General features: G+C 54.2%; 26 protein-coding genes. 7 read left to right on the plus strand and 19 right to left on the minus strand.

What is annotated here, in order from left to right; translation table 11 throughout:
* Positions 1 to 85: 85 nt before the first annotated feature.
* The 6 genes from DV711_RS10925 to DV711_RS10950 all read right to left on the minus strand — a co-directional run bounded on the left by DV711_RS10925 (position 86) and on the right by DV711_RS10950 (position 7482).
* Entirely contained in the window at positions 86 to 385 is a 300-nt protein-coding gene (locus tag DV711_RS10925) for a hypothetical protein (protein ID WP_133297444.1), read from the minus strand.
* Between the two features lie 17 nt (positions 386 to 402).
* Complete coding sequence (locus tag DV711_RS10930; RefSeq protein WP_114695748.1) at positions 403 to 936, minus strand: DUF3990 domain-containing protein; 534 nt, start codon at positions 934 to 936, stop codon at positions 403 to 405.
* Positions 937 to 949: 13 nt separating this feature from the next.
* Positions 950 to 1831 (minus strand): hypothetical protein, encoded by an 882-nt coding sequence (locus DV711_RS10935; RefSeq protein ID WP_114695749.1) that lies wholly within the window; start codon positions 1829 to 1831, stop codon positions 950 to 952.
* 127 nt (positions 1832 to 1958) lie between these two features.
* Complete coding sequence (locus DV711_RS10940) at positions 1959 to 3593, minus strand: tetratricopeptide repeat protein (RefSeq protein WP_114695750.1); 1635 nt, start codon at positions 3591 to 3593, stop codon at positions 1959 to 1961.
* Positions 3594 to 3804: 211 nt separating this feature from the next.
* Positions 3805 to 5271, minus strand: coding sequence for a MocR-like pyridoxine biosynthesis transcription factor PdxR (gene pdxR, locus DV711_RS10945; RefSeq protein WP_114695751.1), 1467 nt, complete (start codon positions 5269 to 5271; stop codon positions 3805 to 3807).
* A gap of 828 nt (positions 5272 to 6099) precedes the next feature.
* Entirely contained in the window at positions 6100 to 7482 is a 1383-nt protein-coding gene (locus DV711_RS10950; protein ID WP_114695752.1) for an aminotransferase family protein, read from the minus strand.
* Positions 7483 to 7828: 346 nt separating this feature from the next.
* On the opposite strand from DV711_RS10950, the gene thiS reads away from it, so the two are divergent.
* The 4 genes from thiS to DV711_RS10970 all read left to right on the plus strand — a co-directional run bounded on the left by thiS (position 7829) and on the right by DV711_RS10970 (position 10720).
* Entirely contained in the window at positions 7829 to 8032 is a 204-nt protein-coding gene (thiS, locus tag DV711_RS10955; RefSeq protein WP_243633798.1) for a sulfur carrier protein ThiS, read from the plus strand.
* Between the two features lie 116 nt (positions 8033 to 8148).
* On the plus strand, positions 8149 to 8946 hold the full coding sequence (locus DV711_RS10960; protein WP_114695753.1) for a thiazole synthase: 798 nt from the start codon (positions 8149 to 8151) through the stop codon (positions 8944 to 8946).
* Between the two features lie 145 nt (positions 8947 to 9091).
* Positions 9092 to 9883 (plus strand): substrate-binding periplasmic protein, encoded by a 792-nt coding sequence (locus DV711_RS10965; protein ID WP_114695754.1) that lies wholly within the window; start codon positions 9092 to 9094, stop codon positions 9881 to 9883.
* A 432-nt stretch (positions 9884 to 10315) separates the two neighbouring features.
* A complete protein-coding gene (locus tag DV711_RS10970) occupies positions 10316 to 10720 on the plus strand; it encodes a DUF3461 family protein (RefSeq protein WP_114695755.1) in 405 nt (134 codons plus the stop codon).
* A 152-nt stretch (positions 10721 to 10872) separates the two neighbouring features.
* Here DV711_RS10970 and DV711_RS10975 read toward each other — a convergent pair whose 3' ends face one another.
* From DV711_RS10975 to DV711_RS11015, 9 genes are all read right to left on the minus strand, one after another.
* Positions 10873 to 11532: a cytochrome b/b6 domain-containing protein gene (locus tag DV711_RS10975; RefSeq protein ID WP_114695756.1), complete on the minus strand. Its 660-nt coding sequence runs from the start codon at positions 11530 to 11532 to the stop codon at positions 10873 to 10875.
* Positions 11533 to 11599: 67 nt separating this feature from the next.
* Positions 11600 to 12058: a c-type cytochrome gene (locus DV711_RS10980; protein WP_114695757.1), complete on the minus strand. Its 459-nt coding sequence runs from the start codon at positions 12056 to 12058 to the stop codon at positions 11600 to 11602.
* 235 nt (positions 12059 to 12293) lie between these two features.
* Positions 12294 to 12689: a DUF2784 domain-containing protein gene (locus DV711_RS10985; RefSeq protein WP_114696299.1), complete on the minus strand. Its 396-nt coding sequence runs from the start codon at positions 12687 to 12689 to the stop codon at positions 12294 to 12296.
* Positions 12690 to 12716: 27 nt separating this feature from the next.
* Entirely contained in the window at positions 12717 to 13130 is a 414-nt protein-coding gene (locus tag DV711_RS10990; protein ID WP_114695758.1) for a hypothetical protein, read from the minus strand.
* A 397-nt stretch (positions 13131 to 13527) separates the two neighbouring features.
* On the minus strand, positions 13528 to 13860 hold the full coding sequence (locus tag DV711_RS10995; protein WP_133297445.1) for a hypothetical protein: 333 nt from the start codon (positions 13858 to 13860) through the stop codon (positions 13528 to 13530).
* Positions 13861 to 13962: 102 nt separating this feature from the next.
* Entirely contained in the window at positions 13963 to 14466 is a 504-nt protein-coding gene (locus DV711_RS11000; protein ID WP_114695760.1) for a GrpB family protein, read from the minus strand.
* Between the two features lie 104 nt (positions 14467 to 14570).
* A complete protein-coding gene (merF, locus tag DV711_RS19805) occupies positions 14571 to 14777 on the minus strand; it encodes a mercury resistance system transport protein MerF (RefSeq protein ID WP_114695761.1) in 207 nt (68 codons plus the stop codon).
* Positions 14774 to 14986, minus strand: a complete 213-nt coding sequence (locus tag DV711_RS19685; RefSeq protein ID WP_114695762.1) for a GDCCVxC domain-containing (seleno)protein — start codon at positions 14984 to 14986, stop codon at positions 14774 to 14776. Before DV711_RS19685 ends, merF begins: the two co-directional genes overlap by 4 nt.
* Before the next feature lie 124 nt (positions 14987 to 15110).
* Positions 15111 to 15872 carry a hypothetical protein gene (locus DV711_RS11015; protein ID WP_114695763.1) on the minus strand — a complete coding sequence of 254 codons (762 nt, stop codon included), beginning with the start codon at positions 15870 to 15872 and terminating at the stop codon, positions 15111 to 15113.
* Positions 15873 to 15988: 116 nt separating this feature from the next.
* Here DV711_RS11015 and DV711_RS11020 point away from each other — a divergent pair, with 116 nt between their 5' ends.
* Positions 15989 to 17008, plus strand: a complete 1020-nt coding sequence (locus DV711_RS11020) for an IS110 family RNA-guided transposase (protein ID WP_114695764.1) — start codon at positions 15989 to 15991, stop codon at positions 17006 to 17008.
* 327 nt (positions 17009 to 17335) lie between these two features.
* Here DV711_RS11020 and DV711_RS11025 read toward each other — a convergent pair whose 3' ends face one another.
* The 3 genes from DV711_RS11025 to DV711_RS11035 all read right to left on the minus strand — a co-directional run bounded on the left by DV711_RS11025 (position 17336) and on the right by DV711_RS11035 (position 19423).
* A complete protein-coding gene (locus DV711_RS11025) occupies positions 17336 to 17614 on the minus strand; it encodes a hypothetical protein (RefSeq protein WP_114695765.1) in 279 nt (92 codons plus the stop codon).
* A gap of 26 nt (positions 17615 to 17640) precedes the next feature.
* On the minus strand, positions 17641 to 18216 hold the full coding sequence (locus DV711_RS11030) for a hypothetical protein (RefSeq protein ID WP_114695766.1): 576 nt from the start codon (positions 18214 to 18216) through the stop codon (positions 17641 to 17643).
* Positions 18217 to 19156: 940 nt separating this feature from the next.
* The gene (locus DV711_RS11035; RefSeq protein ID WP_114695767.1) at positions 19157 to 19423 is read right to left on the minus strand and encodes a hypothetical protein; all 267 of its coding nucleotides are present in this window, start codon (positions 19421 to 19423) and stop codon (positions 19157 to 19159) included.
* 384 nt (positions 19424 to 19807) lie between these two features.
* Between DV711_RS11035 and DV711_RS11040 the strand changes: the two genes are divergently transcribed.
* Positions 19808 to 20146 carry a DUF3461 family protein gene (locus tag DV711_RS11040; RefSeq protein ID WP_165840088.1) on the plus strand — a complete coding sequence of 113 codons (339 nt, stop codon included), beginning with the start codon at positions 19808 to 19810 and terminating at the stop codon, positions 20144 to 20146.
* A 155-nt stretch (positions 20147 to 20301) separates the two neighbouring features.
* Here the strand turns inward: DV711_RS11040 and DV711_RS11045 are convergent, their stop codons facing one another.
* Entirely contained in the window at positions 20302 to 21651 is a 1350-nt protein-coding gene (locus tag DV711_RS11045; protein ID WP_114695769.1) for an NAD-dependent succinate-semialdehyde dehydrogenase, read from the minus strand.
* 584 nt (positions 21652 to 22235) lie between these two features.
* On the opposite strand from DV711_RS11045, the gene DV711_RS11050 reads away from it, so the two are divergent.
* Complete coding sequence (locus DV711_RS11050; RefSeq protein WP_207802620.1) at positions 22236 to 23261, plus strand: YeiH family protein; 1026 nt, start codon at positions 22236 to 22238, stop codon at positions 23259 to 23261.
* Positions 23262 to 23328: the final 67 nt, after the last annotated feature.

Genomic DNA, 23328 nt, shown 5'->3' on the forward strand with positions numbered 1-23328 from the left:
TGCTTAGGCTGAGCGAGTTGGCCAGATGAATCCCCACCTTTGCCCTTCCAAGAAAAGCTCTCCTGGGAGGAGCAAGGTAGTTAATTCAGCTCTGCTGCAGGCTAACGGTCTGGAGTTGGGCTTTCACTTGAAGATAGTGATGAACTATTTCATCGGTTACCGCTTCACCACAAATTCTTGACGCCGTATCCAGGGGTTCCGCGTGAAAAAACAGTAGTTGCTCGATTCCATTGATAGCCGCTATCTCATCTTTGAGCTGATAGAGATTTTCATCGCAATCCCGTCGCCCAAACACCTCTGTTAACGTCTCTTCGACCACTAACCAGTACCAGTCGACCGATGGATACTCATCGATGCTTGCGATTGCGGTTGGTATTGTACTCACGTGCATCACACTTTCTCCTAGAGCAAAGGATTTTGACGATCACCCTGCTTCACTATCTTCCCAGTTGTTAACAGATTGACGGCATTCGAGGTATGCAAACTGATCTGATCGTAGTCCTTAATCACCTGCGGCTGTCCCGGCAACAAAGAAACAGGGCCAGTAACGATGTCGTAAGGATTCTTTGAATGCCTTTTGTGTTGTGCGGCACCCACTGGCGGCGATGTTGATCGGCAATGCATCGCGAAGTCCCAATACTGGGTATTGGGAAGCTCGTTGGTGAAGAACAGAATATCTCTGCTGGCGGCGTCATCTCGCATCAGTTCAAACTGTATGACAGTCGCAAGAACAGGATTTCCTCCCTTAATCATTGGCCTGCATCGAATATTTGCCCAGTAACTGGCTTGGTCAAGATTCGTTGTCAGATAAAAACCCTGCCCAAAATCCGTTAATGACTGGCATCGATTCAAGTCAACGCCGTTATTTAAGATGTCCGCTGCGGACTGATCATCACAGCCATGGTAAATGACCAGATTCTGGTTGTTCCAAGGCATCACCGTCCCCCCTCTATCCGCCAATCATTTGTACAATTCTCTGGCTCAATCGGTAACGATCGCTATCTTTAGTGATCCATTTACCCTCACCACCACTTTGCTGATCTTCGATGGTTGCTTTGAGTTGTCTCTTGGCCTCTTCATCAATGTCACCCACCATGGTCTGCGCAACGCGTAATGCCAGGTGCTGCTCAAAAGCGGATTCAGACTGTCCAATAGACTTCAGCACCATCGGGAAATGCTCCGGACTTGATACCGCCTGAATGGCAGACAGTGTCAGAACCCGGTTGCCACCCGATGAGTCTTGATACAACGTCTGCAAGTCTTCTGTTTGATAATCTGCTTTCTTGGCCAGTACTCGCATTTGGGTCGCAATGCCGCTCATGGCTTGGGTACGCTCAAGCCCAGAAGGCTGGGATTTTCGTAACGCATCGTAGTCAGTCGCTAGGTTCTGGCAGGCCAACTTAAAAGACTGCCCCTCTTCCACCGTTGCTGCGATTTCTTTTTCAGCTTTGTCCCGTAGCGTCCGAATGAGTGCCTGCGTGGTAGGTGCCTGGTCTTGCAGTATTTCTCTTTCGTATTCATTAATGACACCCAGTAGCTGCGGTAGTAGTTCGGCCAACCCCGACGTCTTAATTTCGCCAGCTGCGGTCTTAATACCTCCGCCCATGAGGGCCAATAACTTCAGCAGATAGGGCATCCACATCATCACTAACGTGATTAGCGTATAAGCCCTGACCCCAAATTCGAATTTACCTTCGCTGTAACTAAAAACACTGATGACCGCGACCACGGCCAACGTAATGTACCAACAGCGAGGCGAAGGCGACCGATCATCAAGAAGCTTTAACACTCCCTTCAGCGAGTCTAGCCCTTGCTTTAAATTGTTTGGCATGTCCCTCTCCGTGCGAGCCTGTTCAATTCGAGACGATGGATAAATCCGCAAAGTCTTTGGCTAACCTAATCCACGACCAAGGTGTCATAGCTGTGGATTTTATGCAGACCGGCAGCTCTCATATCCCTCACAACCCGCGGCAGTAACAGGAGTATTTGATCGTCACATCGGCTCGACCCAGGGCGATATCGAGCGCCGGTTTGATCAGCATCGCCTCGTCGGTGCGCCCCTGCCGGCTCAGGCATTCGTGCAGGCCATGCAGGCTCCAGACGTTGCCCGGGTGCTGGCAGGCCCTCGCCAGGCTGTTGTCGAAGCCCAGATCGGCGCGGTAGACCGCCTCGGCCTCTTCGATCCGCTTCTGCTCCAGCAGCAGCGCACCGAGAGCATGGCGGGTCGGTTGCATCCAGCCCCAGGGCTCGTCGTAGGGCAGATTGTCATCGAGCTCGACCGAGTGGCGTAGGTGGGCAAAGGCCTCGTCGAAGTCCCCTTTGCGGTAACTCAGCTCACCCTCCATCATCGCCTCGGCCACATTCAGAATATCGCTGCACAGGTTGTTGAAGATCATCCGGCTGTCAGGCATCGCCGCCTTGGCGGCAAAGAAATCCTCCCGTGCGGCCTCGGCCGCGGCGATCTCGCCGGTAGCGGCGTAGGCCACGGTTTTGGCGTAATGGATCATCGCCAGTGTGAACGCATACAATTTGGGATCATCCGGCAACGGCTGCTCTTTGATCCGCTGCCACTCGCCGAAACGGATCAACACGTGCTGGGTCATCGGATAGAAGCTTTCGAGCCAGTCGGCCATCGGCTCGACCACCTCGGGGGGCAGGGTGACGGCCAGTTGTTCGGCGGTGTCGAGCGCCACCTGGCGCTGACCGAGAAACATCGCGCCGTAAATTTTGAAGTGGTAGTTGTGGCAGCGATAGAGGGTGTAGAAGTTCAGCGCCCCGTTACGTTCGAAATACTTGCGGTCGGCCTGGATGGCGCGGTGATTGCGCAGCACCACGTTGTGGTAATCGCCGCATAGCACATCGATATGGGTCGGCATATGCTGCAGGTGGCCGGCATCCGGCACCAGATCGATCAGCGCATCACCGGCGCTGAGGGCGCGCTCCGGATGCGGCGACATCTCCATCAGGTGCAGGTACATATGCAGCAGTCCAGGGTGCTGCTTGGCGCCTGCCAGTTGATCGAACGCACTTTCGAGTACCTGAATCGCCTCTTCGGTATCGGCGCCTTCGGCGGGTTTACCGCTGGGCAGATCCCACAGCTCCCACGGGGTTCGGTTCATGATCGCCTCGGCGAACAGGGCGCAGATATCCAGATCGTCGGGATAAGCCTGATAGACCTTGCGCATCGCGTTGGCGTAGGCGTCGTTCCAGGGGCCGAAGTCTTCCACGCCAGGGTCGTCCGGATAGCGCTGGCCGAGCGCCTCGATCAGGGCGCGCTCAAGCTCGGTGGCGTTTTTCAGCTGCCCCTTGGCTGCTTCCAGCAACTGCCGGGCGGCCTCCAGGCAGGCCTGCTTCTCGTCGACTTCGAGGTCGGCCCATTGCTTGTTGTAGTTCGGTCCCGCTGCGTAAGCGATGCCCCAGTGCGCCATCGCGCAGTCCGGATCCAGTTCAAGCGCTTGCTTAAAACACTCGATCGCTTCTTCGTGGTGGTAGGCGTAATTCCAGATCAGCCCCCGGTCGAACCAGCGTTGCGCCTCGGCTGAGGTGGTGGAGACCTTGCGGCTGTAGTTGCCCAGATCGTAGTAATCGCTCATGTTGCCTCCTATCAACCGGCAACAAACTACCGCTCATGTTGAAGGCTGTATTTTCTGACTCGTGCGATTTAGCGGCCCACGCGGGGCCGCTGACCTGATAACAAGTATTAGCGCATTTGCGGGTTTTTCCAGCGCTCCGCTATGGGGGCTAGAACCCATCGCGCGAGGCTGGACACAACGTCAGGGAGTTGAAGCCAGAGCGACGTCTGGTTCAGAGCATATCCTCGATCAGCTCGGCCAGTGCCTTGATCCCCGGACGGATCCGCTCGCTGGCGATGGAGGAATAGCCCAGGCGGAAGTAGTTCAGCGGCGGGTTGTCGGACAGGAAGTGGATATCGCCCGGCTCGATCAGGATGCCGCGATCCGCGGCTTCTTTACGCAGCACCCGGGCATCGAGGCCTTCCGGTCCTTTGACCCAGTAGCAGGAGCCGCCGAAGCTCGGCTTGTTGAAGGTCGCCGGCATGTACTCGGACAGCGCCGCGCCCATCTCCTGCCAACGCTCTTCGTAGGCCCGCATGATGGTCATGATCAGGGCATCGTGATAGCCGCGCTCCAGGAACAGCGCTACCGAACGCTGGTTGTTGGCCGCCGGGTGGCGAACCATCAGCCGACGCAGCGCTCGGGCTTCGCGGATAAATTCTTTCGGCCCAACCAGATAACCCAGCCGCAACCCCGGTGCCAGGGTCTTGGACAGACTGCCGACGTAGATGACCCGGTCGCTCTTATCCAGGCTCTTCAGCGCTGGGATCGGGTTGGACTTGAAGTTGGTTTCGCTCTCGTAGTCATCCTCGATGATGACGAAATCGTGTTCGTTGGCTTTCTCCAGCAGCTCGTAACGGCGCTCGATCGGCATCGTTACCGTGGTCGGGCAGTGGTGGCTCGGGGTGGTGAAGACACAGTCGCAGTCATCCAGCTTCTCGTCGATGATCATCCCCTCGTCGTCCACCGGCAGCGGTTTGACCTGGGACGGGTTGAGCTGGGCGATATTGCGGATATCCACATAGCCGGGGTCTTCCAGACCCATCACGCTGTCCTTGTCCAGCAGCAGCTGGGCCAGGATATAGAGCGACTGCTGCGCCCCCACGGTGACCAAAATCTGCTCCGCCGAGGCCCAGACTCCACGACGCGGCAGCAGCCGGGTGCGGATCTGCTCCACCAGCAGCGGATCGTCGTTGTCGAAGCGATCGGACGCCCAGTCACGAATTGCCGGTACGCTGACCGCATCGCGGCAGCATTCACGCCAGTTATTGGTGGGGAACAGGGTCGGATCGAACTGACCGTAGATAAACGGGTACTGGTACTTCTGCCAGTCCCGCGGCTTCTTCATATTGGCCTGCCCGGACGGGAACGCCTTCAGCTTCTTGCTCCAATCCGGCGCGTTACCGTCGACGCCCTCATGGTCCTCGGCTTCCTGGGCAACCTTGTGGCTGAGGATCTCCGGATTGACGTAATAACCGCTACGCTCGCGGGCGATCAAGTAGCCGTCGTCGAGCAGGTGCTCGTAGGCCAGCACTACGGTGTTTCGGGCGATGCTGAGCTGCTTAGCCAGCTTACGACTGGACGGCAACGGGCTGTCGACCGGGATATTGCCGTTAAGAATGGCGCTGGCGATCTGCTCACGCAATTGCTGTTGAAGGCTGCTGTCTTTATCGGTGGAGAGATGGAAAAGATGGAACATACAACCTCCTGTTCAAGATTTCGGGGTACTCCAGAATCCGCTCGAAACCCTGCATTATTTCTTTGTGATCAGCTATATAGCTTATTCGTTGTTAAATAGCCACTGACATTCTAAGGATAGTGAATTCAGTTTGGGTATCCGATGGTGCTGGTGCAACTGGTACGACCAAATCTGCTGATATCTTGTCATTACCTGAACGGGGTTTGCTGGATCGATCGGTTCTCAATCTCATCTCCGAGTTAACGGATAGTGACTGTTGCGCTCACCCGAGCGCCTTCATTCTTTTCCCATAGCGGAAAAGAACGAAGCAAGAAAACGCCTAGCCCAATGACTTGCCGGCTACGCCGGTTCCCTGCGCGTTGGCCTTATCGTGGGGCACCGATTGAACTCGGCCTGCGGCCTCAAACAGTAATCGGTGCTGGTCCCACGACAAAACCAATGCTCGGCTGCGTCAAGGGCGGTTAAGCCCGTGCAAGCCGAACCTTTGGCACTGAAGCCTGCAGGACAAACACCCCTCCCCCTTTTGTGCCGGTGAGCATTGCAGCTGACGAATGGATCAGCGAGACGGATGTTTGAGGCCAAAGGCCGAGTTCCCGTCGAGCCCATTCGGCAGCGAAACGCGCAACGTAGTCGGCAACGCCGACCCAACAACAGGGGCCGCCTGGGATCGGTAAGGGAATGGCGGCGCATTCCCTTGCCACGCCCGCAAGGGCGTAACCCGATTTCCAGGATCTCTCGGATCCAGAAACATTCGGGTAAAGCGAAGCGGCAGACACAAAAAAGCCACCCCGAATCTCTCCGGGATGGCTTTTTATTTAGCCTAATCGCTTAGCTGTTGGGAGCTACGCGGGACAGTGCGCCGTCCAGAGCATCGACGATCTGGTCGATGTCAGCCTTGGTGGCGATCAGTGCCGGGCTCAGGCAGATGGTGTTGTTGTACTCTTTGAAGGAGCGGTTGGTGCGGCCGATGATAACGCCCTGCTGCATGCAGTCAGCGGCGATCGCCATGGAAACACCTTCTTCTACCGGCTCTTTGGTTTCGCGGTCTTTGACCAGTTCGAAGCCAGCGAACAGACCCTTACCACGTACGTCACCGATGATGTCGTACTTGGCCATCAGGTCGTTCAGGCGACCTTTCAGGTACTCGCCCTGGTGAACAACGTTCTCCAGCAGGTTTTCCTTCTCGATGATTTCCATGTTGACCAGTGCAGCAGCCGGGCCAGCAGTACAGCCACCGAAGGTGGAGATGTCACGGAAGTAACCCATGCGGGCACATTGATCATCTTCTTTAAAGGCGTTGAACACTTCTTCGGTGGTGACGGTGCAGGAGATAGCAGCGTAACCGGAAGCAACACCCTTAGCCATGGTAACCATGTCCGGCTTGATGCCGTAGTGCTGGTAGCCGAACCACTTACCGGTACGACCCAGGCCACAAACTACTTCGTCGATGTGCAGCAGGATGTCGTACTTCTTGCAGATTTCCTGAACGCGATCCCAGTAGCCCTGCGGCGGCTCGATAACACCACCACCGGCGGTGATCGGCTCCAGGCACAGCGCGCCTACGGTATCCGGACCTTCAGCCAGGATCACTTTTTCGATTTCGTCAGCAGCCCAAACACCGTAGTTCGCCTTGTCGGAACCTTCCTGAGCGCGGTATTCGCAGCAGTGCGGTACTTCAACGAAGCCCGGAGTGAAAGGTCCGTACTGGCCCTTACGCTCGTACTGGCCGGTGGCGCTCAGTGCGGTGATGGTGGTGCCGTGGTAGTCACGCTCACGGAACAGGATCTTGTGCTTCTTGCCGCCGTACTTCTTCTCAGCGATCTGACGAACGATCTTGAACGCTTTTTCGTTGGCTTCGGAACCGGAGTTGGAGTAGTAAACACGGCTCATGCCCGGCATCTTGTCGATCAGCTTCTCGGCGAACTGAGCCGCCGGGATGTTGCCAGCAGTCTGCGCGAAGTAGTTCATGGTGACCAGCTGGTCGCGAACTGCGTCGGCGATTTCGGTGCGGCCATAGCCAACGTTAACGGTCCAGACCGCGCCGGAAACTGCGTCCAGGTATTCGTTACCCTTAGCGTCCCAAACCCGCATGCCTTCGCCCTTAACGATAACCATCGGGTCATTCTGCTCGTACGGCTTATGGTTGGACAGATGGTGCCAAACGAACTGCTTGTCTTGAGCGGTGGCTTGTTGGTTCAAATCTTTGGTCATGTCGTCCTCCTGACAGGAGTTTTTATTGTTAAAGACAGAAGGCGGCCTGCTGGCGCTTCTCCGATGTGCTCAAGTTATGTCGTTTCCCCCTGAGGCAGTTAGAGCCAGTTTTTCGGCAGCGTTAATGCCAGCTGATTTTTGCCGTGACTGGACCAAACCGGGGGGCAACATTGGCCCTTAAACCCCGCCCCTGCTGTTGACCACAATCCAGACCATGCAAAGCCAAGGGTTTTGCGACTGTACCTTTCACCCTCCCTGTTATCCGGAGGTCGCCGCCGACAACCCAAGTACGGCGACAGCTAGAGACAGGGTCCTTCCCCTCGGGGCTTAGAGATAGGAAACCTCCATGATTGAAGTCGAAGTCAATGGTGAGACCCAGCAGCTACCCAGCGGCGCCACCCTGGAACAACTGCTTGAGCGCATGGCGCTGACCGAACAGCGACTGGCGATCGAATTGAACCTGCAGGTGATCCCCCGCAGCCGTTTCGGCCAGGTGGAGCTGCAGAGCCGCGACCGGGTCGAGATCGTCCATGCCATCGGCGGCGGTTAAGCGATTCGGCGCTCACCGGACTTTGTGCCCGCTGATGGCTCAGTCCCGCTGACGACTCTAGTCCGCTGAAGGCTCTGCTATCCCCCCATCGAGAACAACAACACTAAGGAACGACTATGAACGCACCACTGAAACTGAACGATCCGCTCGTCATCGACGGTCAGGTATATAACTCCCGCCTGATGGTCGGTACCGGCAAATACGCCGATATGGAGCAGACCCGCGATGCGATCGAAGCCAGTGGTGCCGAGATCGTCACCTTCGCGGTTCGCCGCACCAACCTGGGCCAACAGGATGGCGAGCCCAACCTGCTGGAGGTGATCTCGCCGGAGAAGTACACCCTGCTGCCCAATACCGCCGGCTGCTACACCGCCGAAGACGCAGTACGCACCTGCCGCCTGGCCCGTGAGCTGCTCGACGGCCACAACCTGGTCAAGCTGGAAGTCCTGGGCGACCAGAAGACCCTTTACCCCAACGTCACCGAGACCCTGGCTGCAGCCGAGACCCTGATCGCCGACGGCTTCAAGGTAATGGTTTACACCAGCGACGACCCGCTGGTGGCCAAGCGTCTGGAAGAGATGGGCTGTGTCGCGGTCATGCCGCTGGGCGCGCCGATCGGCTCTGGCCTGGGGCTACGCAACCCCTACAACATCCGCCTGATTCTGGAGAACGCTAACGTACCGATCATCGTCGATGCTGGCGTCGGCGCACCGTCCGATGCCACCGAAGCGATGGAGCTGGGCTGCGAAGGGGTGCTGATGAACACCGCTATCGCCCACGCCCAGAATCCGGTGCTGATGGCCGAAGCGATGCGCGATGCGATCGCCGCCGGTCGCAAGGGATTCCTGGCCGGTCGGATGCCGCGCAAGGCTTACGCCAGCGCCTCTTCACCGATCGACGGCACCTTCTTCTAACCCGGATTGCCACCCGATCGAGCGATCGAGAAACAATAAGCTCTCCTTCGCGGTCCGCGTTGCGCCCTTCCAGCAGACGCGGACCGCCATTCCATAGCAGGGATTCGCTATACTCCGAAGATCACTTGGAACCTGAGTCTGTGCGATGCGCCCCTTGACCGCCCTTGCAGTACTGCCTCTGATGACCCTATTCTGGCTTAGCGCCGGGGCCCGGGCCGAGCTGCCACCACGGCTGCAGTTTTGTGCTGACGCCGCCCAGTGGCCGCCGTTCAGTTACAGTGACTCAAAGGGGATGATGCAAGGCTATACGGTCGATCTGGTCGAACGGATCTTCGCCGACAGCCCCCACCAGGCCAGCGTTGAACAGCTACCCTGGCGCCGCTGCCTGGCCGCCACCGAACAGGGCAAACAGTTCCAGGTCGCCCTCGATGCTTCCTCCAGTGACGAACGACGGCGCAAGTTCCTGCTCAGCCGCGATTACTACCAGCTCACCCCCTACTACTTCTATTCGCTGCGCAGCTTTCCCGATGGACTGACCATCAACAGCGGCAGCGAGCTGGGCCAACACGGCACCATCTGCGGTATCGCCGGCTACAGCTACACCAACTTTGCCCTGGGTGATACGCCGATCTACAAGGAGATGAAAGACTTCGCAACCCTGAAGGAGATGGCGCACCGGGGACGTTGCGCCACCTTTATCGGTCGCTTTGAGATCGTTTCCGGGTTAGCAAACCTGGGCGTCAACCTGCTTCGTGATCCCCAACTGGGCTACGCCCCGATCCCGGATGCCCAATCCGAACCCTTCTACATGCTGATCTCACGCAACCTGGCTGACGCCGACAAGCTCAAGCAGCAGATCGATCAGAAGATCGATGCGCTCGAAGCCAGTGGAGAACTTCGGAAGCTAAAGGAAAATCACGGCATAAAAAACCAGTAATATTTAAAAAAGCAGTTTTTTATACTGCTATTGATTTAAAATATGACCGTATAATCAAAACAAATCGCAGAAAACAAAAATAAACCACTGGGTCTAGATTTCTAATTCAACTGGCCCTAACATAGCCACGCCGCCGATTTATAATCGCGCGCTTACTCGGACCAGCGATGATTTAAGGCCCAATCCAGTCCTTTCACGCCCTGTGAAAAGGCCTAGGTTTGAACTATTTCAAACCCATCTATCGCAAAGCCAAGTGTCTGTTGCCACAATAACTCATCTAAAACAGCAAAAAACTTAGGTAACCGACGGATAGCAACCACTGCTTGTGCTATTCGTTGAATACTTAAGCCAAGGCCCGTTGGATCCGAACGCTATTAACAACTTGGTTTTAGCTCCCCAGAGCTAACACATTGATTTTTGCGAGTCATACAGATGAAACAGACCAGCTCTAACTATCCCGTCCTCGAGGAGATGGGGGTTCAGTCCTTCGATCAGGTCAGCCACTTCAAGGTTCGTCGCGAGCGTAATGCCGACGTACTGAAGATCTACTACGTACGTCCGAAGGGCTCATTGCTGTCACGCAGCAAGAAGTTCACCTTTGTCCGCACCGACAAGAACGTCATGGCGCAGTACAAAGACATCAGCGGTTGGGAACAGTACAAGGGCAGTTGCCCTCGCCTGCAGCAGGCCGTTGCTGAACTGACCGAGCTGACCCAGCCGGAACAGGTATCCCAGGTGGATCAGAAGACCCAATTCCTCAACGATCTGGATCACCTGGAGAAGGTGGTACTGGCCAAGATCGAAGAGATGCGTCGCCAGGTTAAAGAGCTCGACTGATTACCCCGCTGACTACGGCAGATAGTAAAAAGCCTCGACCGCCAGGTCGGGGCTTTTTTGTGGTTGGCGCCGACTGTACCCATCCCGATAAACGAATATCCGACGCCTTCTGGGATTCAACACGGTTCGTCAGAGCTGGACCAAGCAGCCCCTCAGATCGGCAGCGTAAACAGCCAATAGGTCAGCCCCAGCGCCGGTAGAACGGCGGCCAGATACTTCGGCAGGCTCACCCCTTCCCGGGCCGGATCATCACCCAGTTGCGGTTTGCGGCCGTGAATCATGGCCGGTACCAGCGGGTCGTTGAACTTCACCTTGTAGAGGATGATAGCCAGCACATGAACCCCGACCAGCAACTGCATCAGTCCCTGAATCACCTCATGCACTTCGCCGGCAAACCCAGCAACAGAGTCACTGACTGCAGCATAAAGCGGCCCGGACCAGATAATGTCATCGGTGGACATCATTCCGGTCAGTAGCTGGATACACAGCAGCGCCAGCATAATGATCACCATCAGGCTACCGGCGGGAGTATGCCCGTACTGGGCACTATGCTGAGAACGGAACAGGTTACGGGTGTATTGCACCGCAGTCATCGGATTTAACTGCAGCGAGCTAAAACGCGCGTAGCGGGTCCCAAGAAAGCCCCACAGCAGTCGGAACAGGATCAGGCCGGACAGCAGGTAGCCGGCGTAGAAGTGCCACTCCATCAGATCGTCACTTTCACCACTGACGACCATAAACACAAACAGCAACACTAGAGACCAATGGAAGAACCGTGTCGGGAAATCCCAGACTTTTACCATGGAAGTCATAACAAACGATCCCAGTAAGATGATGCAGCAGCCTCAAGCATCATTGAGACTGCCGCCGTTAGATCCACTACTTGGTTTTGTAATCGTCGTGGCAGGACTTGCAGGATTTACCCACCGGACCGAAGCTGGCTTTCATCTCCCCCATCCCCTTACCGGCGTTGGCCGCCAACTTCTCGGCGGCCTGGTTCCAAGCCTTATGCTTCTGCTTCACGTCGGCAAAATTGCTCCAGATCTCCGCCTTGGCGTGGGTATCCGCCGCGCTGCTATCGGAACCCTTAGGCCAGAGCATCGAGTTGTTTAAAGTCGAGAGGCTGTAGATGTTTTTGGCCGCGGCTTCGGCCGTTACCGGGTCATAGTCACGCTTACCCTTGACCATATCGCCCAGGGTTTCCATGTTGAACTTAACCACCTGATAAAAGCCCTGGCGGGCCTTGATCTGCTCCTCAAACGGCTCTGCGGCATAAACCGTACTCGCAACCGACGCCGCTACTGCACCACTTACCAATAGTTTTGCTAAATGCTTCATTGCTCAATATTCCCTTTCTGGTTTTAACGGTACACAACTCAGCAGCAGGATATATTATGCAAGCCTAATGTATAGAGTCTTTAACGTAAAAATTGGTAAAACTCAGATGGAGGCTATGGAGACTGTTGAGTCATGGCTTCGGTGTTAAGGCTTAACTGCCAGGGCCTAAGCACCAAGGCTTAGCCGTCAAAGCGTCTGGCTCAGAGCGGCAAAGTCAGAGCTGATGAAGCTTCGGTTATCGCTTTGGAGGCACCAAAAACCAGCTGGCGATCACCAGGGCAGCAAACGCGGTGTAACAGGCGATAAACACCCATTCGGGTGCCTCGTAGTAGAGCAGCATTTGAAGCCAGTGCTGGATAAAAGAGCCATCGTAAGCCTCACCGCCACCACGCGCACGTAGCTGCATCTCCCAGGTCGTCAACGGACAGATCTCCCCGACCCATGACTGCAGCATCACAAACAGGATCGCAGCCAGATGCAGCACCCGAAACCAGAAGCTCCTCACCCATGGCCAAGCCCAGATAAGGCCCAGGTAGATCGCCACCAGACCGAAGACAACAAAGGCCACGAACAGGATATGCCCGATAAGAATCAGATCCGCAGCCAGCAAGTAAACAGAGTCAGCAAACAAGTTCAATCACCAAAGCCAGAGCCCTGATTATGACCCGATCAGCAATGCCGCGATCAGCAGCCCTGCCAAAATCCCATTCCCGCCCACACAGGCGGCGAACGTAATCGGGCCAAGCACCCTCCCCTCGTAGGCCGATGGCGGAAGATAGTCCAGCTCCCGAAGGCGACGAATCGCATTCGCTGAAACGCGGTAAGCCACCCAGGAGGCGCAAACGGAGAGGAGGTAAGCCGAAGCAATGGCCACCGCGGCCAAGTTCGTCATCATCGGAGTGACCGAAAGAAAGTCACGTGCATCACCAGAAGTGGCATACCAGCCGAGCGCCAACAGAAGAAAGCCGGCGACCTTGCTGGTGTCGTTGATAAAGGCCACATGGGTTGAGGTCAGGTGCGATATATGAAGATCGAACTCCAACCGTACTTTAGATTCTGCCGTCTCTGTCATAAGCGGTTCCACCAATTGGATTGGTGTCGCTAACACCGCCACAACGGCTCGAAGCCTCGTAGCAGCGGTGTTCCATACCTTATGTAGTTTGGCTGATAGTTAAGGAACCTGCGAACAAGCCCCTACGGCTTCTGCAAGCGCCTAAAGTGCGCAAGTTCTAGGCGCAAACTGTAGCTAATGGCCGTCGTCCTTAGCAAAGGTTGCAACGACGAAATTGTGTGCTTCAGGCCTTGCCCTTTGGGGCTTCCAGCTTGATCCGCACTCTGCGTTGCAGCTTTTCGCAAGGTCTAGACATTGCTTCAAAACTGCGCCTGGATTGCGAACAAAGCTGGAAGCCAGAAGTTCGCAAGGACTTATTCGCAGGTTCCTTAACGGACTTGTAGGGTTGATTCCACGGTTACTTAGGCTCTATTAGAAGAACAAGAGCGCCATCTGGCCCATGAGAGCGCCGAACATTGACCTTTGAGAATACTAAAACCGGAAGTAGCTCAACAAGCTGCGCATGAGATAGCAGGGCTCTGATGGCCAGTAAGAACGTTTTTTGAAGCGTAATCCATTTCTTAAACAAGGACGGCTTGGTCTTTGGCCATGACTTAACGTCCATCACGATATCTACTAAATCATCTAGCGCACTAGCATGTCGTGACGTGACTTCGACCACGATATCCTCCCTCCTTGAAACCGCCTCTTTCAATAATCGGCTATCCAATTCCTTGTACGTCAGCTTCATCGTTCTTGGCATCTAACGCTCAAAATAACTGGGCGGAAAAAGCCGTAGGCTTTTGGAGGTCCAAGCCAGCTAGCTGGCGCTCGTTGATTGTGTTTTAGCAATTCATGCACTTTCCAGCACCTGCTTGATGAATGGCCATTTTTCGGTTGTGTAAAGCTCTCGATCGTTTTTGTACTTGCTGGCTAGTTCGATTTTTATTCTGGAGTAAGCCTCAGCAATGCTTTTGTTATTACGAAGAATGTCTCTAAAATTAATGCGTTCATTCCACAATGGACTTTGAAACGGTATCAGATACAAGTGATGAGTTCTAAATTCATTGGACGGCTTACAAAACCAATGCATAACATCACCCTTGTATGGGAAGTAACTGTAGCCATTGTTAGTGAGAATCTTGATGGCTGGCTTTGACTCTTCAAGCGATTTAACCCCAAACATAATATCAATCACGGGCTTTGCGATTAAACCAGGAATAGATGTGCTACCGACATGCTCGATAGTTCCATGGTTATAGGACCCTGCCACTTCAAGAAGAAATCTCTTCTCTATCTCAAACTTAGAAGGCCAATCTGGGCTGTATTCTGAGAGTTCTACAGATGCTTGTTTCATGCTTTCCACGCCGGTAATGATTGCTAACGCCGCCGTAACGAGACGAAACCGCGCAGCGGCTGAGTTCCTTGCCCAACGCAGTTGGGCTGAAGTTGAGCAACTTATTATGTTTTGTTTTTGCTCGCATTTTTTACGATACCTATTATTAGCAGCAGAACAAAAATACCGAGCAACGGGAATAGGACTAAATCTAAATAGCCGGCCATAGCCGATAGGCCAAGAGCTGCGAAGAGCCATACGAGAATGGGAGTAAAGCAGCATAGAGCGGTTACAACGCTACCGATAAGGCCTGTTTTTGCGAGCCTATTCATCGGCTGCAGCAAGGACTTTCTAGTTGTATTGGAGGGCACGGAGTGTCGCCATAAGAGCAGTAGACACAACAGTCTCCAGCCTTAGGTTTAAGCAGGGCTTTGCAGCCCTTGCAGTCATAGTAATACTGGCAGAAATCCTCTGGCATGGTCTCCACTTCAACGTGCCTGCAAACAGGGCAAGTAATAGTGGATTCAAGCTTCGGTTTCATGCGCCCATACCTCGATGGTTAAGTTGTGGCTGGATAGAAACATAACGCCCGAATTTGCGGCTGGTTTGGAGCGTAGCGGAAAACCAGTCCGACAACATGCGCTTGTTTGCTGCTGATTGAATTTTCACTCTACGCTCTCAGTAACTCCAATAATATTACTTGAATCTGGACTTATATTCGCTGCGAACTTTGATATGTCTATCTCAAGAAAACGCCACCCCTCATCATCGATGCCAGACTGGACATACAACTCCAAATTAAAATCCATTGGCGCTTTATCTTTATGGTATATCTTTTTCTCGATAACCATTGGATTATCGCGGACTCGATTAAAAAAATGATCTGAAACGAAAAATGCTGCTCGATACTCACTTTGGTATTCAAATTCAGCATGCTTTAGATAAACTTCACGCCAGAATTCACCTACTATCGGTTTTGGGTGATTATGAATATCGTAGTACTCAACTTCGCCGTGACTAAAGAATTTACGACCATCTGGATTTTTTGAGTCTTCATACGGCTCATTTAGGAGCTGCATAAATAAGTCAAAGTTGTCTTTATAAAGCTCTACTATGTACTTGGAATCACCAATTGCTTTTTCATCGCTTTTGGTACTCATACAAAAAACGAAATACTGCTTTATGTATTCTTCGTCGTTTCCAGATCTGATACATTTGAATTCAATCCCCCTAAAACTTCCAGTAGGAAGTTTCTCAGGAAACGCCTCGTATTCTTTGCGAGGAAAACCAACAGAGCACTCTTCTGAATCCGAACGACCTACTTCATCCTCCATTTTTATGTACTTTGTTAATTCATAAAAGCGAAATATGCCCACAGAGATTCTTTCGGCAATTTCTAAGGAAGGAGTGAATTTATACAACTTCATTAGTTACTTAGCTCCGTGCTCTATAGAAAGCTAACGAATGAAATGGACTCCCCCTTCCTTGGGTAGCAGTGCCACGCTTACCTGCGGGCAATAGGACGATCAATGGGAGGTGTAACATGTCCGTTTCTACGCTTGGCGTTGATCTCGCCAAAACTTCGTTCAGTATCCACGGCGTTGATGCACGTGGCAAGGTGCAGCTTCGCAAGAACCTCAACCGTTCCAAGTTATTGGATTGCATCGCCAATCTACCGCCTTGCCTGATCGGGTTGGAAGCCTGTAGCGGAGCCCACTACTGGGCCCGTGAGTTTCAGAAGCAGGGCCATCAGGTGCGGGTCATGGCCCCCAAGTACGTCATCCCCTACCGCACCGGTGCCAAAAACGACGTTAACGATGCCGATGCCATTTGCGAGGCGGTCAGCCGTCCTCGCACCCGTTTTGTGCCGATCAAGTCGGCTGAACAGCAAGCCGTATTGGCCGCTCATCGCATCCGCAAAGGCTGGGTCAAAGAGCGCACCGCTCTGATCAATCAGATCCGCGGCCTGATGGCCGAGTTCGGAATCGTGGTTGCACAGGGGCGCTGGTCGTTTCAGCGAGAGTTACCGAGAATATTGGAGGATGCCGAGAACGAGCTGCCGACAATCGCGCGCGCCCTGTTGCACGAGTGCTACGAGCACCTTCAGGTCTTGAACCAACGGATCGACGATCTCGAGCGTTGCTTCGACATCGTGGCCGCGCACAATGAAACCGTGCAGCGCTTGATGACCATTCCCGGAGTCGGCGCTCAGACCGCAACCGCCATCGTGGCCTCGGTGGGCAAAGGCCAGCAATTCGACAAAGCGCGTGACTTCGCTGCCTGGTTGGGGCTGGTCCCCCGACAGTACACGACCGGCGGCAAGTCGAGGCTGGGGCGCATCACCAAACGGGGTGATACCTACCTGCGAACGTTATTGGTTCACGGCAACCGAGCAGTGCTGGCTCGGGTGGCGAACAAGCAGGATCATCTCAGCGAATGGAGCAAAGGGCTCATCGAGCGACGGGGCTATAAACGTGCTACGGTCGCCTTGGCGGCCAAGAATGCCCGGATAATCTGGGCGATGTTGCGATCAGGAAAAGAGTACGAAGCGTTCGCCGCCTGAAAACAGGCGGCAAACGCTGAAGACACTCACCGGACATTGCGAGGGCGGTGGATGACGTAATGCACAGACCAGAACGGGTAAACCTGTTTAATGCGGGGGCCTAAAAGGCCGTCTAACGAATGAGGGCCCGTTCAGCGCGTTTCATCAGGGCCAGGGCGAAAAAGCCCAGTAACAGGCCGAATGTAGAGCGGCAGTCCGACAACCTTACAGAGTCAGTTTAGTCCTTGTGGTGCCAGGAGGAGTCCATGTAGCCGCAGTAACGGGACGAAGCCGCGTAGCGGCTGAGTTCCGTGCCAAGCTCAGCTGGGCATTAAGTTGACTGCCTTGTTAGGTTGTTTCATTGAACAATCCTACTCCTAGCCACCATGCGGTGATTATAAGCAATTGAATAATTAGCCAAATACCAATGAACACTATGTGGCTACGATTATCTTCGGTGAAATTGCTTAAAATCTTGGAATAGACGAAATCAACAAGAAGCCCTGCCCCTAAAATAGCTACAACCCAAACAGCAGCAGGAAAAGAACTCATCATGAGTGCGATGAAAATATATAAAGGGGTAGATGCTATCCCTGCTACCCACTTGTTTCTTGCAATTGCGCTCATCCTTGCACCAAATCAACCTAACGACGCTAGGCCGCACCTGTTTTATCGGTGTCGGATTTGAGCACCTTTTTATCTTTTTTGTTGATAGGTTTTATCAGTCCCGTATAAGTTATTAGAAATATTGTAAAGCAGACTGCCAAAATAAAAATTGATGAATAATTAAAACCTGATGATACTGCTTTAACAAAAGCCCAGACAGGAATACCAAGGCTAAAAGCAAGTAATGGAATAATAAGCATAGAAAGAACGGTTTTTTTATCATTTCTAGACATCAGTGCGGGACTGAATTGATGAAAATTCCATATGTTTGGATACGTTAAAAGCCAAACCGTCTCAAGAGAGTTATCGTTTTTCGCCAGCAGTCTATCTTTAAGTTCTCTTTCATAATTTGCCGCAGCTATAAAACGATAGAAGAAACAGCTATCAATAAACATGATGACTGAAACAGCATTCTCATACTTAAGCTTTAGGTTAATAAAAGGAACTATTAAATCACTTTGTGATGAAGATGCTAGAAAAATAATCGCAATAAAGCTTGAAAACAAAAAAGCTCTAAGGGCTGCTCCTGTGACCTTTCCAGATTCAAAATATGTCTGTTCCATTAGCCACTCCAGTTAAAGATAACGAAATAGTTCAGTGGAGTCCGGCACAGCCGGGGTCCATTGAAACGCCTTGTTATGATAAGTCTCGGATGCCCACCTGACTTCGATGAGCGCAGCAGCGGTAAACACAGGGTTGCGTTCGCAGCGGTGCAGGAGCACGCCGTGGGGGGAAGATAAAATCGAATCAGGGGTGGTGATAGCAGCAACTCCTTTGCCGTGAACCGCAGACTTCGTCCTCAGAAACCTACGTGTTCTGTGCGCGTAGTCTGCGGTTCACGGTAGCATGAAGAGCTGGCGCAGACTATCGGCATTTTTCGTATTTTGCAGTCATCAACGATGAATGCTGAAATCAATCAAGTTATTAATTATTAACAGAAAAACGTTAAAACAATCTTAGGAAATTCGGTGCCTGATAAGATCATAACAGCCTGGTTATGAGGACAGCGTCCTCATAACAATTATTAGCGGGACGTCCATATATCCCGCGCCTTCAATTTCTTCCACCGTTCTAGCCATCTGTTTTCATTTGTCTTTCATGAAATGTCACAAAAGGGCTCAGGTGAAATGAGGACAGGAGCTCAATTTGGATCGGGAAAGGCGGTCTGTCAGGAAGGATTACGCCCATGCCATTGTCTCCATTGTTGCAGTCCCTTGCCGAGTCTATGACCGTTCGGCGTTTCGGTTAGCCCAAGAACAGGCTTACCGATATGGGACCTAGTCTTCCATATTCATCTAACAAAGGAAATATCCCGCCCGGATCAGGAAGGACCTGGAGATTAGCACTGGGTTATCTGGCCATATGTTGGCCGTTTATCGTGGCAGAGATAGATGGATGAGGGTTGTGGGAAAGGAGGGTAGATTGCGGCTGTTTCAATGCAGAATGTTTCTGCTCCCAAACAGCCGCCGATCTGAACAGAGCCCCGCTTGGGACTTGGATAGCTTACTGCTGCTGTTCTTGTTGCTCTTGTTGCTTTTGCTGTTCCAGCATCGCTTCGGCCATTTTACGACCGTAGATCTCCATCACTTTTTCGCCGTCGCCGTCGGCTTCGTGCATCGCTTCGACCAGCGCCTTGACGGTCGGCAGGGTCTTCTCGACCATCGCTTCGATATATTGCTCGGGAGTGGTGCCGGTGAATTGCTGATAGGCGGAAAACAAGGATGCCGCTTCGTCGGACAGTGCAATGGTTACGTTGTTGTTATCAGCCATGGCCGGATCTCCTGAAAAACGTATCTATAAAAAATCAAAAGGTGAAAGCCGCCTGCGTTGGACTATGTCGTGCAATGTTGTGCAAAGTGGCCGCAAGCGCACTATAGCAGTCAATACTGAAACTTACCCACCCAAGCGTACTAGGACCAGAGCCGAATCCGCTGTAGAGCCAACCCCAGGTCACCCCGCTCCGATTGATCGCTTTTCAACCACCCGTCGAAATTGATGCTGGCGTTATCGGCGATCCAAGACTGGTCCTATGGGGGATCGATCCGTCGCTCTAGGCTTACGGATCTGTCACCGAGCCATCCCTGTAACGTCAGTTTAAACCGACCTGCAGCGAGGCGCCGGCCCAAGCCCATACTAATCACAAGAGGCCTTCGCATGACACGCTACCCGACGCTAACCGCGATGGGCGTAGAAGATCACGACCAGATCGATCGCTACACCCTGCTCCCCAACGGCAATAAAGAAACCGTTTTGAAGGTGTATTTCAGCCGGCCCGATGAGAGCGCGCTCCCCGACAGTAAGAAGTTTGTGTTCCGCCAGGCGGAAGGTGAAGAGCGTCTACAGCAAGCCCTGGTTGAGCTAAACCAACTGTCCCGCCCCCCTCAGAGCCAGCAGCAGACCCGGCTGCAGCTGGAGAATGAGCTGTTGCAGTTTGAACAGGTGATGCAGGCCAAGCTGAGCGAACTACGTCAGCAGCTGCAGAACTGGAAGTAACGGAGCGAACGTTCGCCGCGCACCAAACAGCCAGCAAGCAGCCGGCAGTGAAAAACCAATAAAAAAGCCCCGATCGGATCTCGCCGATCGGGGCTTTTTACTATGGGGCCAGAAAGGGGGCCAGCCGCGCCAGAGCGGCCGCCGGCCCAGTCGAATCAGGCGTCGATCCAGACGGTTTTGACGTTGCAGAACTCCATCAGGCCGTGGCTGCCCAGCTCGCGCCCCAGACCGGATGCCTTGATACCGCCAAACGGCAGTCGTACATCGCTGCCGACCATCGCATTGACGAAGCAGCAACCGGATTCAACACCGCGGGCAAAGGCCTCACCGCGCTGCAGGTCGGCGGTCCAGACGCTGGCCCCCAATCCAAAGCGGGTCGCGTTGGCCATCCGCAGCGCTTCCTGCTCGTCGGCAACACGAACAATGGTAGCCACCGGGCCGAACAGTTCCTCATCGAAGGCGGTCATGCCCGGCTGAACCTGATCCAGAATCGAGGCTTGGTAGAAGTAGCCATCGCCCTCTTGGATATCGCAACCACAGAGCGGCTTGGCCCCTTGGTAGATGCTGGCCTGCACCTGGGCATGCAGTCCGGCGCGCAGGTCTTCACGGGCCATCGGCGCCAAAGTGCTACCCGGCTGCAACTGTGCCACCCGCTCTTTCAACAGCTCAACAAAGCGATCGGCGATCGCATCCACCAGAATAAAGCGCTTGGCGGCGATACAGATCTGACCGGCGTTGCTGAAACGCGACTTCACCGCAATTTCGACCGCCTGCTCCAGGTTGGCATCCTCAAGCACCACCAGCGGGTCGGAACCACCCAGCTCCAGTACCACCTTCTTCAGGTTTTGACCGGCTAGGGTGGCGACCTGGCGACCGGCTTTCTCACTGCCGGTGAAGGCCACACCCTGAATCCGCTCATCGGCGATCAGCGCCTCGGTCTGCTCCACTGAGATCAGCAGGGTGCTGAACACCCCTTCGGGCAATCCGGCTTCCTGAAACAGCGCCTCGACCGCCAGCGCGCAACCGGGGACATTGGGCGCATGCTTCAACAGCGCGGTGTTACCGGCCATCAGGGTCGGGGCCAGGAAACGGAACACCTGCCATAGCGGGAAGTTCCACGGCATGATGCCCATCACCGTGCCCAGCGGCTGAAAAATCACCTGGCTCTTGTGGGCGGCGGTGGCAACGCTTTGGTCGGCCAGCAACGCGGCGGTGTTATCGGCATAGTGATCACAGGCCAGTGCACACTTATCGACTTCGCCCAGGGCCTCGGCTTTCAGTTTGCCCATCTCCTGGCCCATCAGTTCGGCCAGCGACTCGCGATCACGACGCAGCAGCTCCGCCACCTTGCGCAGGTAAAGGCCACGCTGCAGGTAGCTCTGGCCACGCCAGCCCGGTGCGGCAGCGGCGGCCTTGGACAGCTTGGCTTCCAACTGCTCGGCAGTCAGGGCGTCAAAGACCTGGTCGACCACACCGGTGGCCGGGTTTCTGGATTCAATAATCACGTTCCACGCTCCTCTGTGGCCAGGATAACCCGACCGATCGGTTATTCTTATAAACAGTATCGAGTGTTCACGGACTCTCTTCTCTATATACCCTGTGAACAGCTTGACCCATGGTAGAAAGCCCGCCACATAGGGACAAAGGCCAGTCTTGACGCCTGACTGGGTCCAGCCTTGAGGGCGGTTAATATCCACTGGTTATATCAGTACCCCCGAACTGGACCATTACTTTAATCCGGGTGCTGATTAGAGTTGCTAGGAACCTATGAATAAGTCCTAGCAGGACTCTGGCTTTCAGGTTGATTCAAAATCCAGGCGCAGCTTTGAAGCCATGTCTAGACCTGACGAGAAGCTGCAACGCAGAGTGTGAATCAAACTGAAGGCCCCAAGGGCAAGGCCTAAAGTCGACAGACTCGTTGTTGCAGCCTTTGCCAAGGGCGGCAGCCATTGACTGCAGCCTGCGCCTAGATTCTGCCGACTTTAGGCACTTGCAGAGTCTAGCTAGGACTTGTTCAAAGGTTCCCCTATAACAATAACGGGTGGTTGTTCCTTGCCGTAACACCGCCGCCCAGTTCGGAGCCCAACGGATGATGAAAATGATCGGACTAGAGCGCAGCCCTCTGGAGTACCGCAAGACCCTGCAAAAGCTTTTGCCCGGCGCCGCCATCTGTATGGTTATCGCTATGGCAGCCAAGTTTGTTTCTGAGCATTACGGCGGCCCCGTTATCCTCAACGCCCTACTGATGGGCATGGCCTTCAACTACCTGTCCAACGAAGGCAAGTGTGTTCCCGGCATTCAGTTTTCCGCCAAGACCGTGCTGCGTTTCGGTATCGCCCTGCTGGGTGCGCGGATCACCGTCGAGCAGCTGATGAGCCTGGGCTTCACCCCGATCGTTATCGTTTTGATCGCCGTTCCTTCCACCATTTTCTGTGGTGTCCTGATGGGCCGCTGGCTCGGTCTGGGTCGCTCGCAGAGTGTTCTGACCGGCTCCTCCGTTGGTATCTGTGGTGCATCGGCCGCGCTGGCGGTTGCTGCGGTACTGCCGCAGGACAAGGACTCTGAAAAGAACCTGATCTTCACCGTCATCGCCGTGACCGCACTGAGCACCGTGGCGATGATCGTCTATCCGTTTATCGTTACCTATTTCGGACTCGATACTGCCGCCAGCGGTGTTTTCCTCGGCGCCACCATCCACGATGTGGCCCAGGTAGTCGGTGCCGGTTACCTGATGTCCGACGAGATCGGTGATATCGCCACCTTCACCAAGCTGCTGCGCGTATCGATGCTGGTTCCGGTGGTACTGATCATCTCGCTGGTCGCAGCTCGCTGGGGTCAGACCGAAAGCAGCGGCAAGCCGTCCGGATTCCCACTGCCGGGCTTCCTGGTCGCCTTCATCATCATCGTTGGCCTGAACAGCGGCGGCGTTATCGCCCCGGAAGTTTCCAGCATGATGGTTGAAGCCTCTCGCTGGTGTCTGATCGTTGCCATGGTCGGCCTGGGCATGAAGTCCTCCTTCCAGGAGCTGGCAGCCATGGGCTGGCGCCCGATGGCGCTGATCGTCGGCGAAACCCTGTTCCTGGCCGTACTGGTTCTGATCTTCCTGCAGTTCTGATAATTTCTGCAGGGTTAGACCAGCCCAGAACAGCCCCGAAATATCCAGCTAATTTAGTTACTACGTC

This window comes from Motiliproteus coralliicola, from assembly GCF_003345655.1.
Lineage (GTDB): Bacteria > Pseudomonadota > Gammaproteobacteria > Pseudomonadales > Balneatricaceae > Motiliproteus > Motiliproteus coralliicola.

Coding starts and splice junctions, on each gene's coding strand:
- DV711_RS10930 (WP_114695748.1), bottom strand. CDS start 936: ATGCCTTGGAACAACCAGAATCTGGTCATTTACCATGGCTGTGATGAT.
- DV711_RS10935 (WP_114695749.1), bottom strand. CDS start 1,831: ATGCCAAACAATTTAAAGCAAGGGCTAGACTCGCTGAAGGGAGTGTTA.
- DV711_RS10940 (WP_114695750.1), bottom strand. CDS start 3,593: ATGAGCGATTACTACGATCTGGGCAACTACAGCCGCAAGGTCTCCACC.
- pdxR (WP_114695751.1), bottom strand. CDS start 5,271: ATGTTCCATCTTTTCCATCTCTCCACCGATAAAGACAGCAGCCTTCAA.
- DV711_RS10950 (WP_114695752.1), bottom strand. CDS start 7,482: ATGACCAAAGATTTGAACCAACAAGCCACCGCTCAAGACAAGCAGTTC.
- thiS (WP_243633798.1), top strand. CDS start 7,829: ATGATTGAAGTCGAAGTCAATGGTGAGACCCAGCAGCTACCCAGCGGC.
- DV711_RS10960 (WP_114695753.1), top strand. CDS start 8,149: ATGAACGCACCACTGAAACTGAACGATCCGCTCGTCATCGACGGTCAG.
- DV711_RS10965 (WP_114695754.1), top strand. CDS start 9,092: ATGCGCCCCTTGACCGCCCTTGCAGTACTGCCTCTGATGACCCTATTC.
- DV711_RS10970 (WP_114695755.1), top strand. CDS start 10,316: ATGAAACAGACCAGCTCTAACTATCCCGTCCTCGAGGAGATGGGGGTT.
- DV711_RS10975 (WP_114695756.1), bottom strand. CDS start 11,532: ATGACTTCCATGGTAAAAGTCTGGGATTTCCCGACACGGTTCTTCCAT.
- DV711_RS10980 (WP_114695757.1), bottom strand. CDS start 12,058: ATGAAGCATTTAGCAAAACTATTGGTAAGTGGTGCAGTAGCGGCGTCG.
- DV711_RS10990 (WP_114695758.1), bottom strand. CDS start 13,130: ATGACAGAGACGGCAGAATCTAAAGTACGGTTGGAGTTCGATCTTCAT.
- DV711_RS10995 (WP_133297445.1), bottom strand. CDS start 13,860: ATGAAGCTGACGTACAAGGAATTGGATAGCCGATTATTGAAAGAGGCG.
- DV711_RS11000 (WP_114695760.1), bottom strand. CDS start 14,466: ATGAAACAAGCATCTGTAGAACTCTCAGAATACAGCCCAGATTGGCCT.
- merF (WP_114695761.1), bottom strand. CDS start 14,777: ATGAATAGGCTCGCAAAAACAGGCCTTATCGGTAGCGTTGTAACCGCT.
- DV711_RS19685 (WP_114695762.1), bottom strand. CDS start 14,986: ATGAAACCGAAGCTTGAATCCACTATTACTTGCCCTGTTTGCAGGCAC.
- DV711_RS11015 (WP_114695763.1), bottom strand. CDS start 15,872: ATGAAGTTGTATAAATTCACTCCTTCCTTAGAAATTGCCGAAAGAATC.
- DV711_RS11020 (WP_114695764.1), top strand. CDS start 15,989: ATGTCCGTTTCTACGCTTGGCGTTGATCTCGCCAAAACTTCGTTCAGT.
- DV711_RS11025 (WP_114695765.1), bottom strand. CDS start 17,614: ATGAGCGCAATTGCAAGAAACAAGTGGGTAGCAGGGATAGCATCTACC.
- DV711_RS11030 (WP_114695766.1), bottom strand. CDS start 18,216: ATGGAACAGACATATTTTGAATCTGGAAAGGTCACAGGAGCAGCCCTT.
- DV711_RS11035 (WP_114695767.1), bottom strand. CDS start 19,423: ATGGCTGATAACAACAACGTAACCATTGCACTGTCCGACGAAGCGGCA.
- DV711_RS11040 (WP_165840088.1), top strand. CDS start 19,808: ATGACACGCTACCCGACGCTAACCGCGATGGGCGTAGAAGATCACGAC.
- DV711_RS11050 (WP_207802620.1), top strand. CDS start 22,236: ATGATGAAAATGATCGGACTAGAGCGCAGCCCTCTGGAGTACCGCAAG.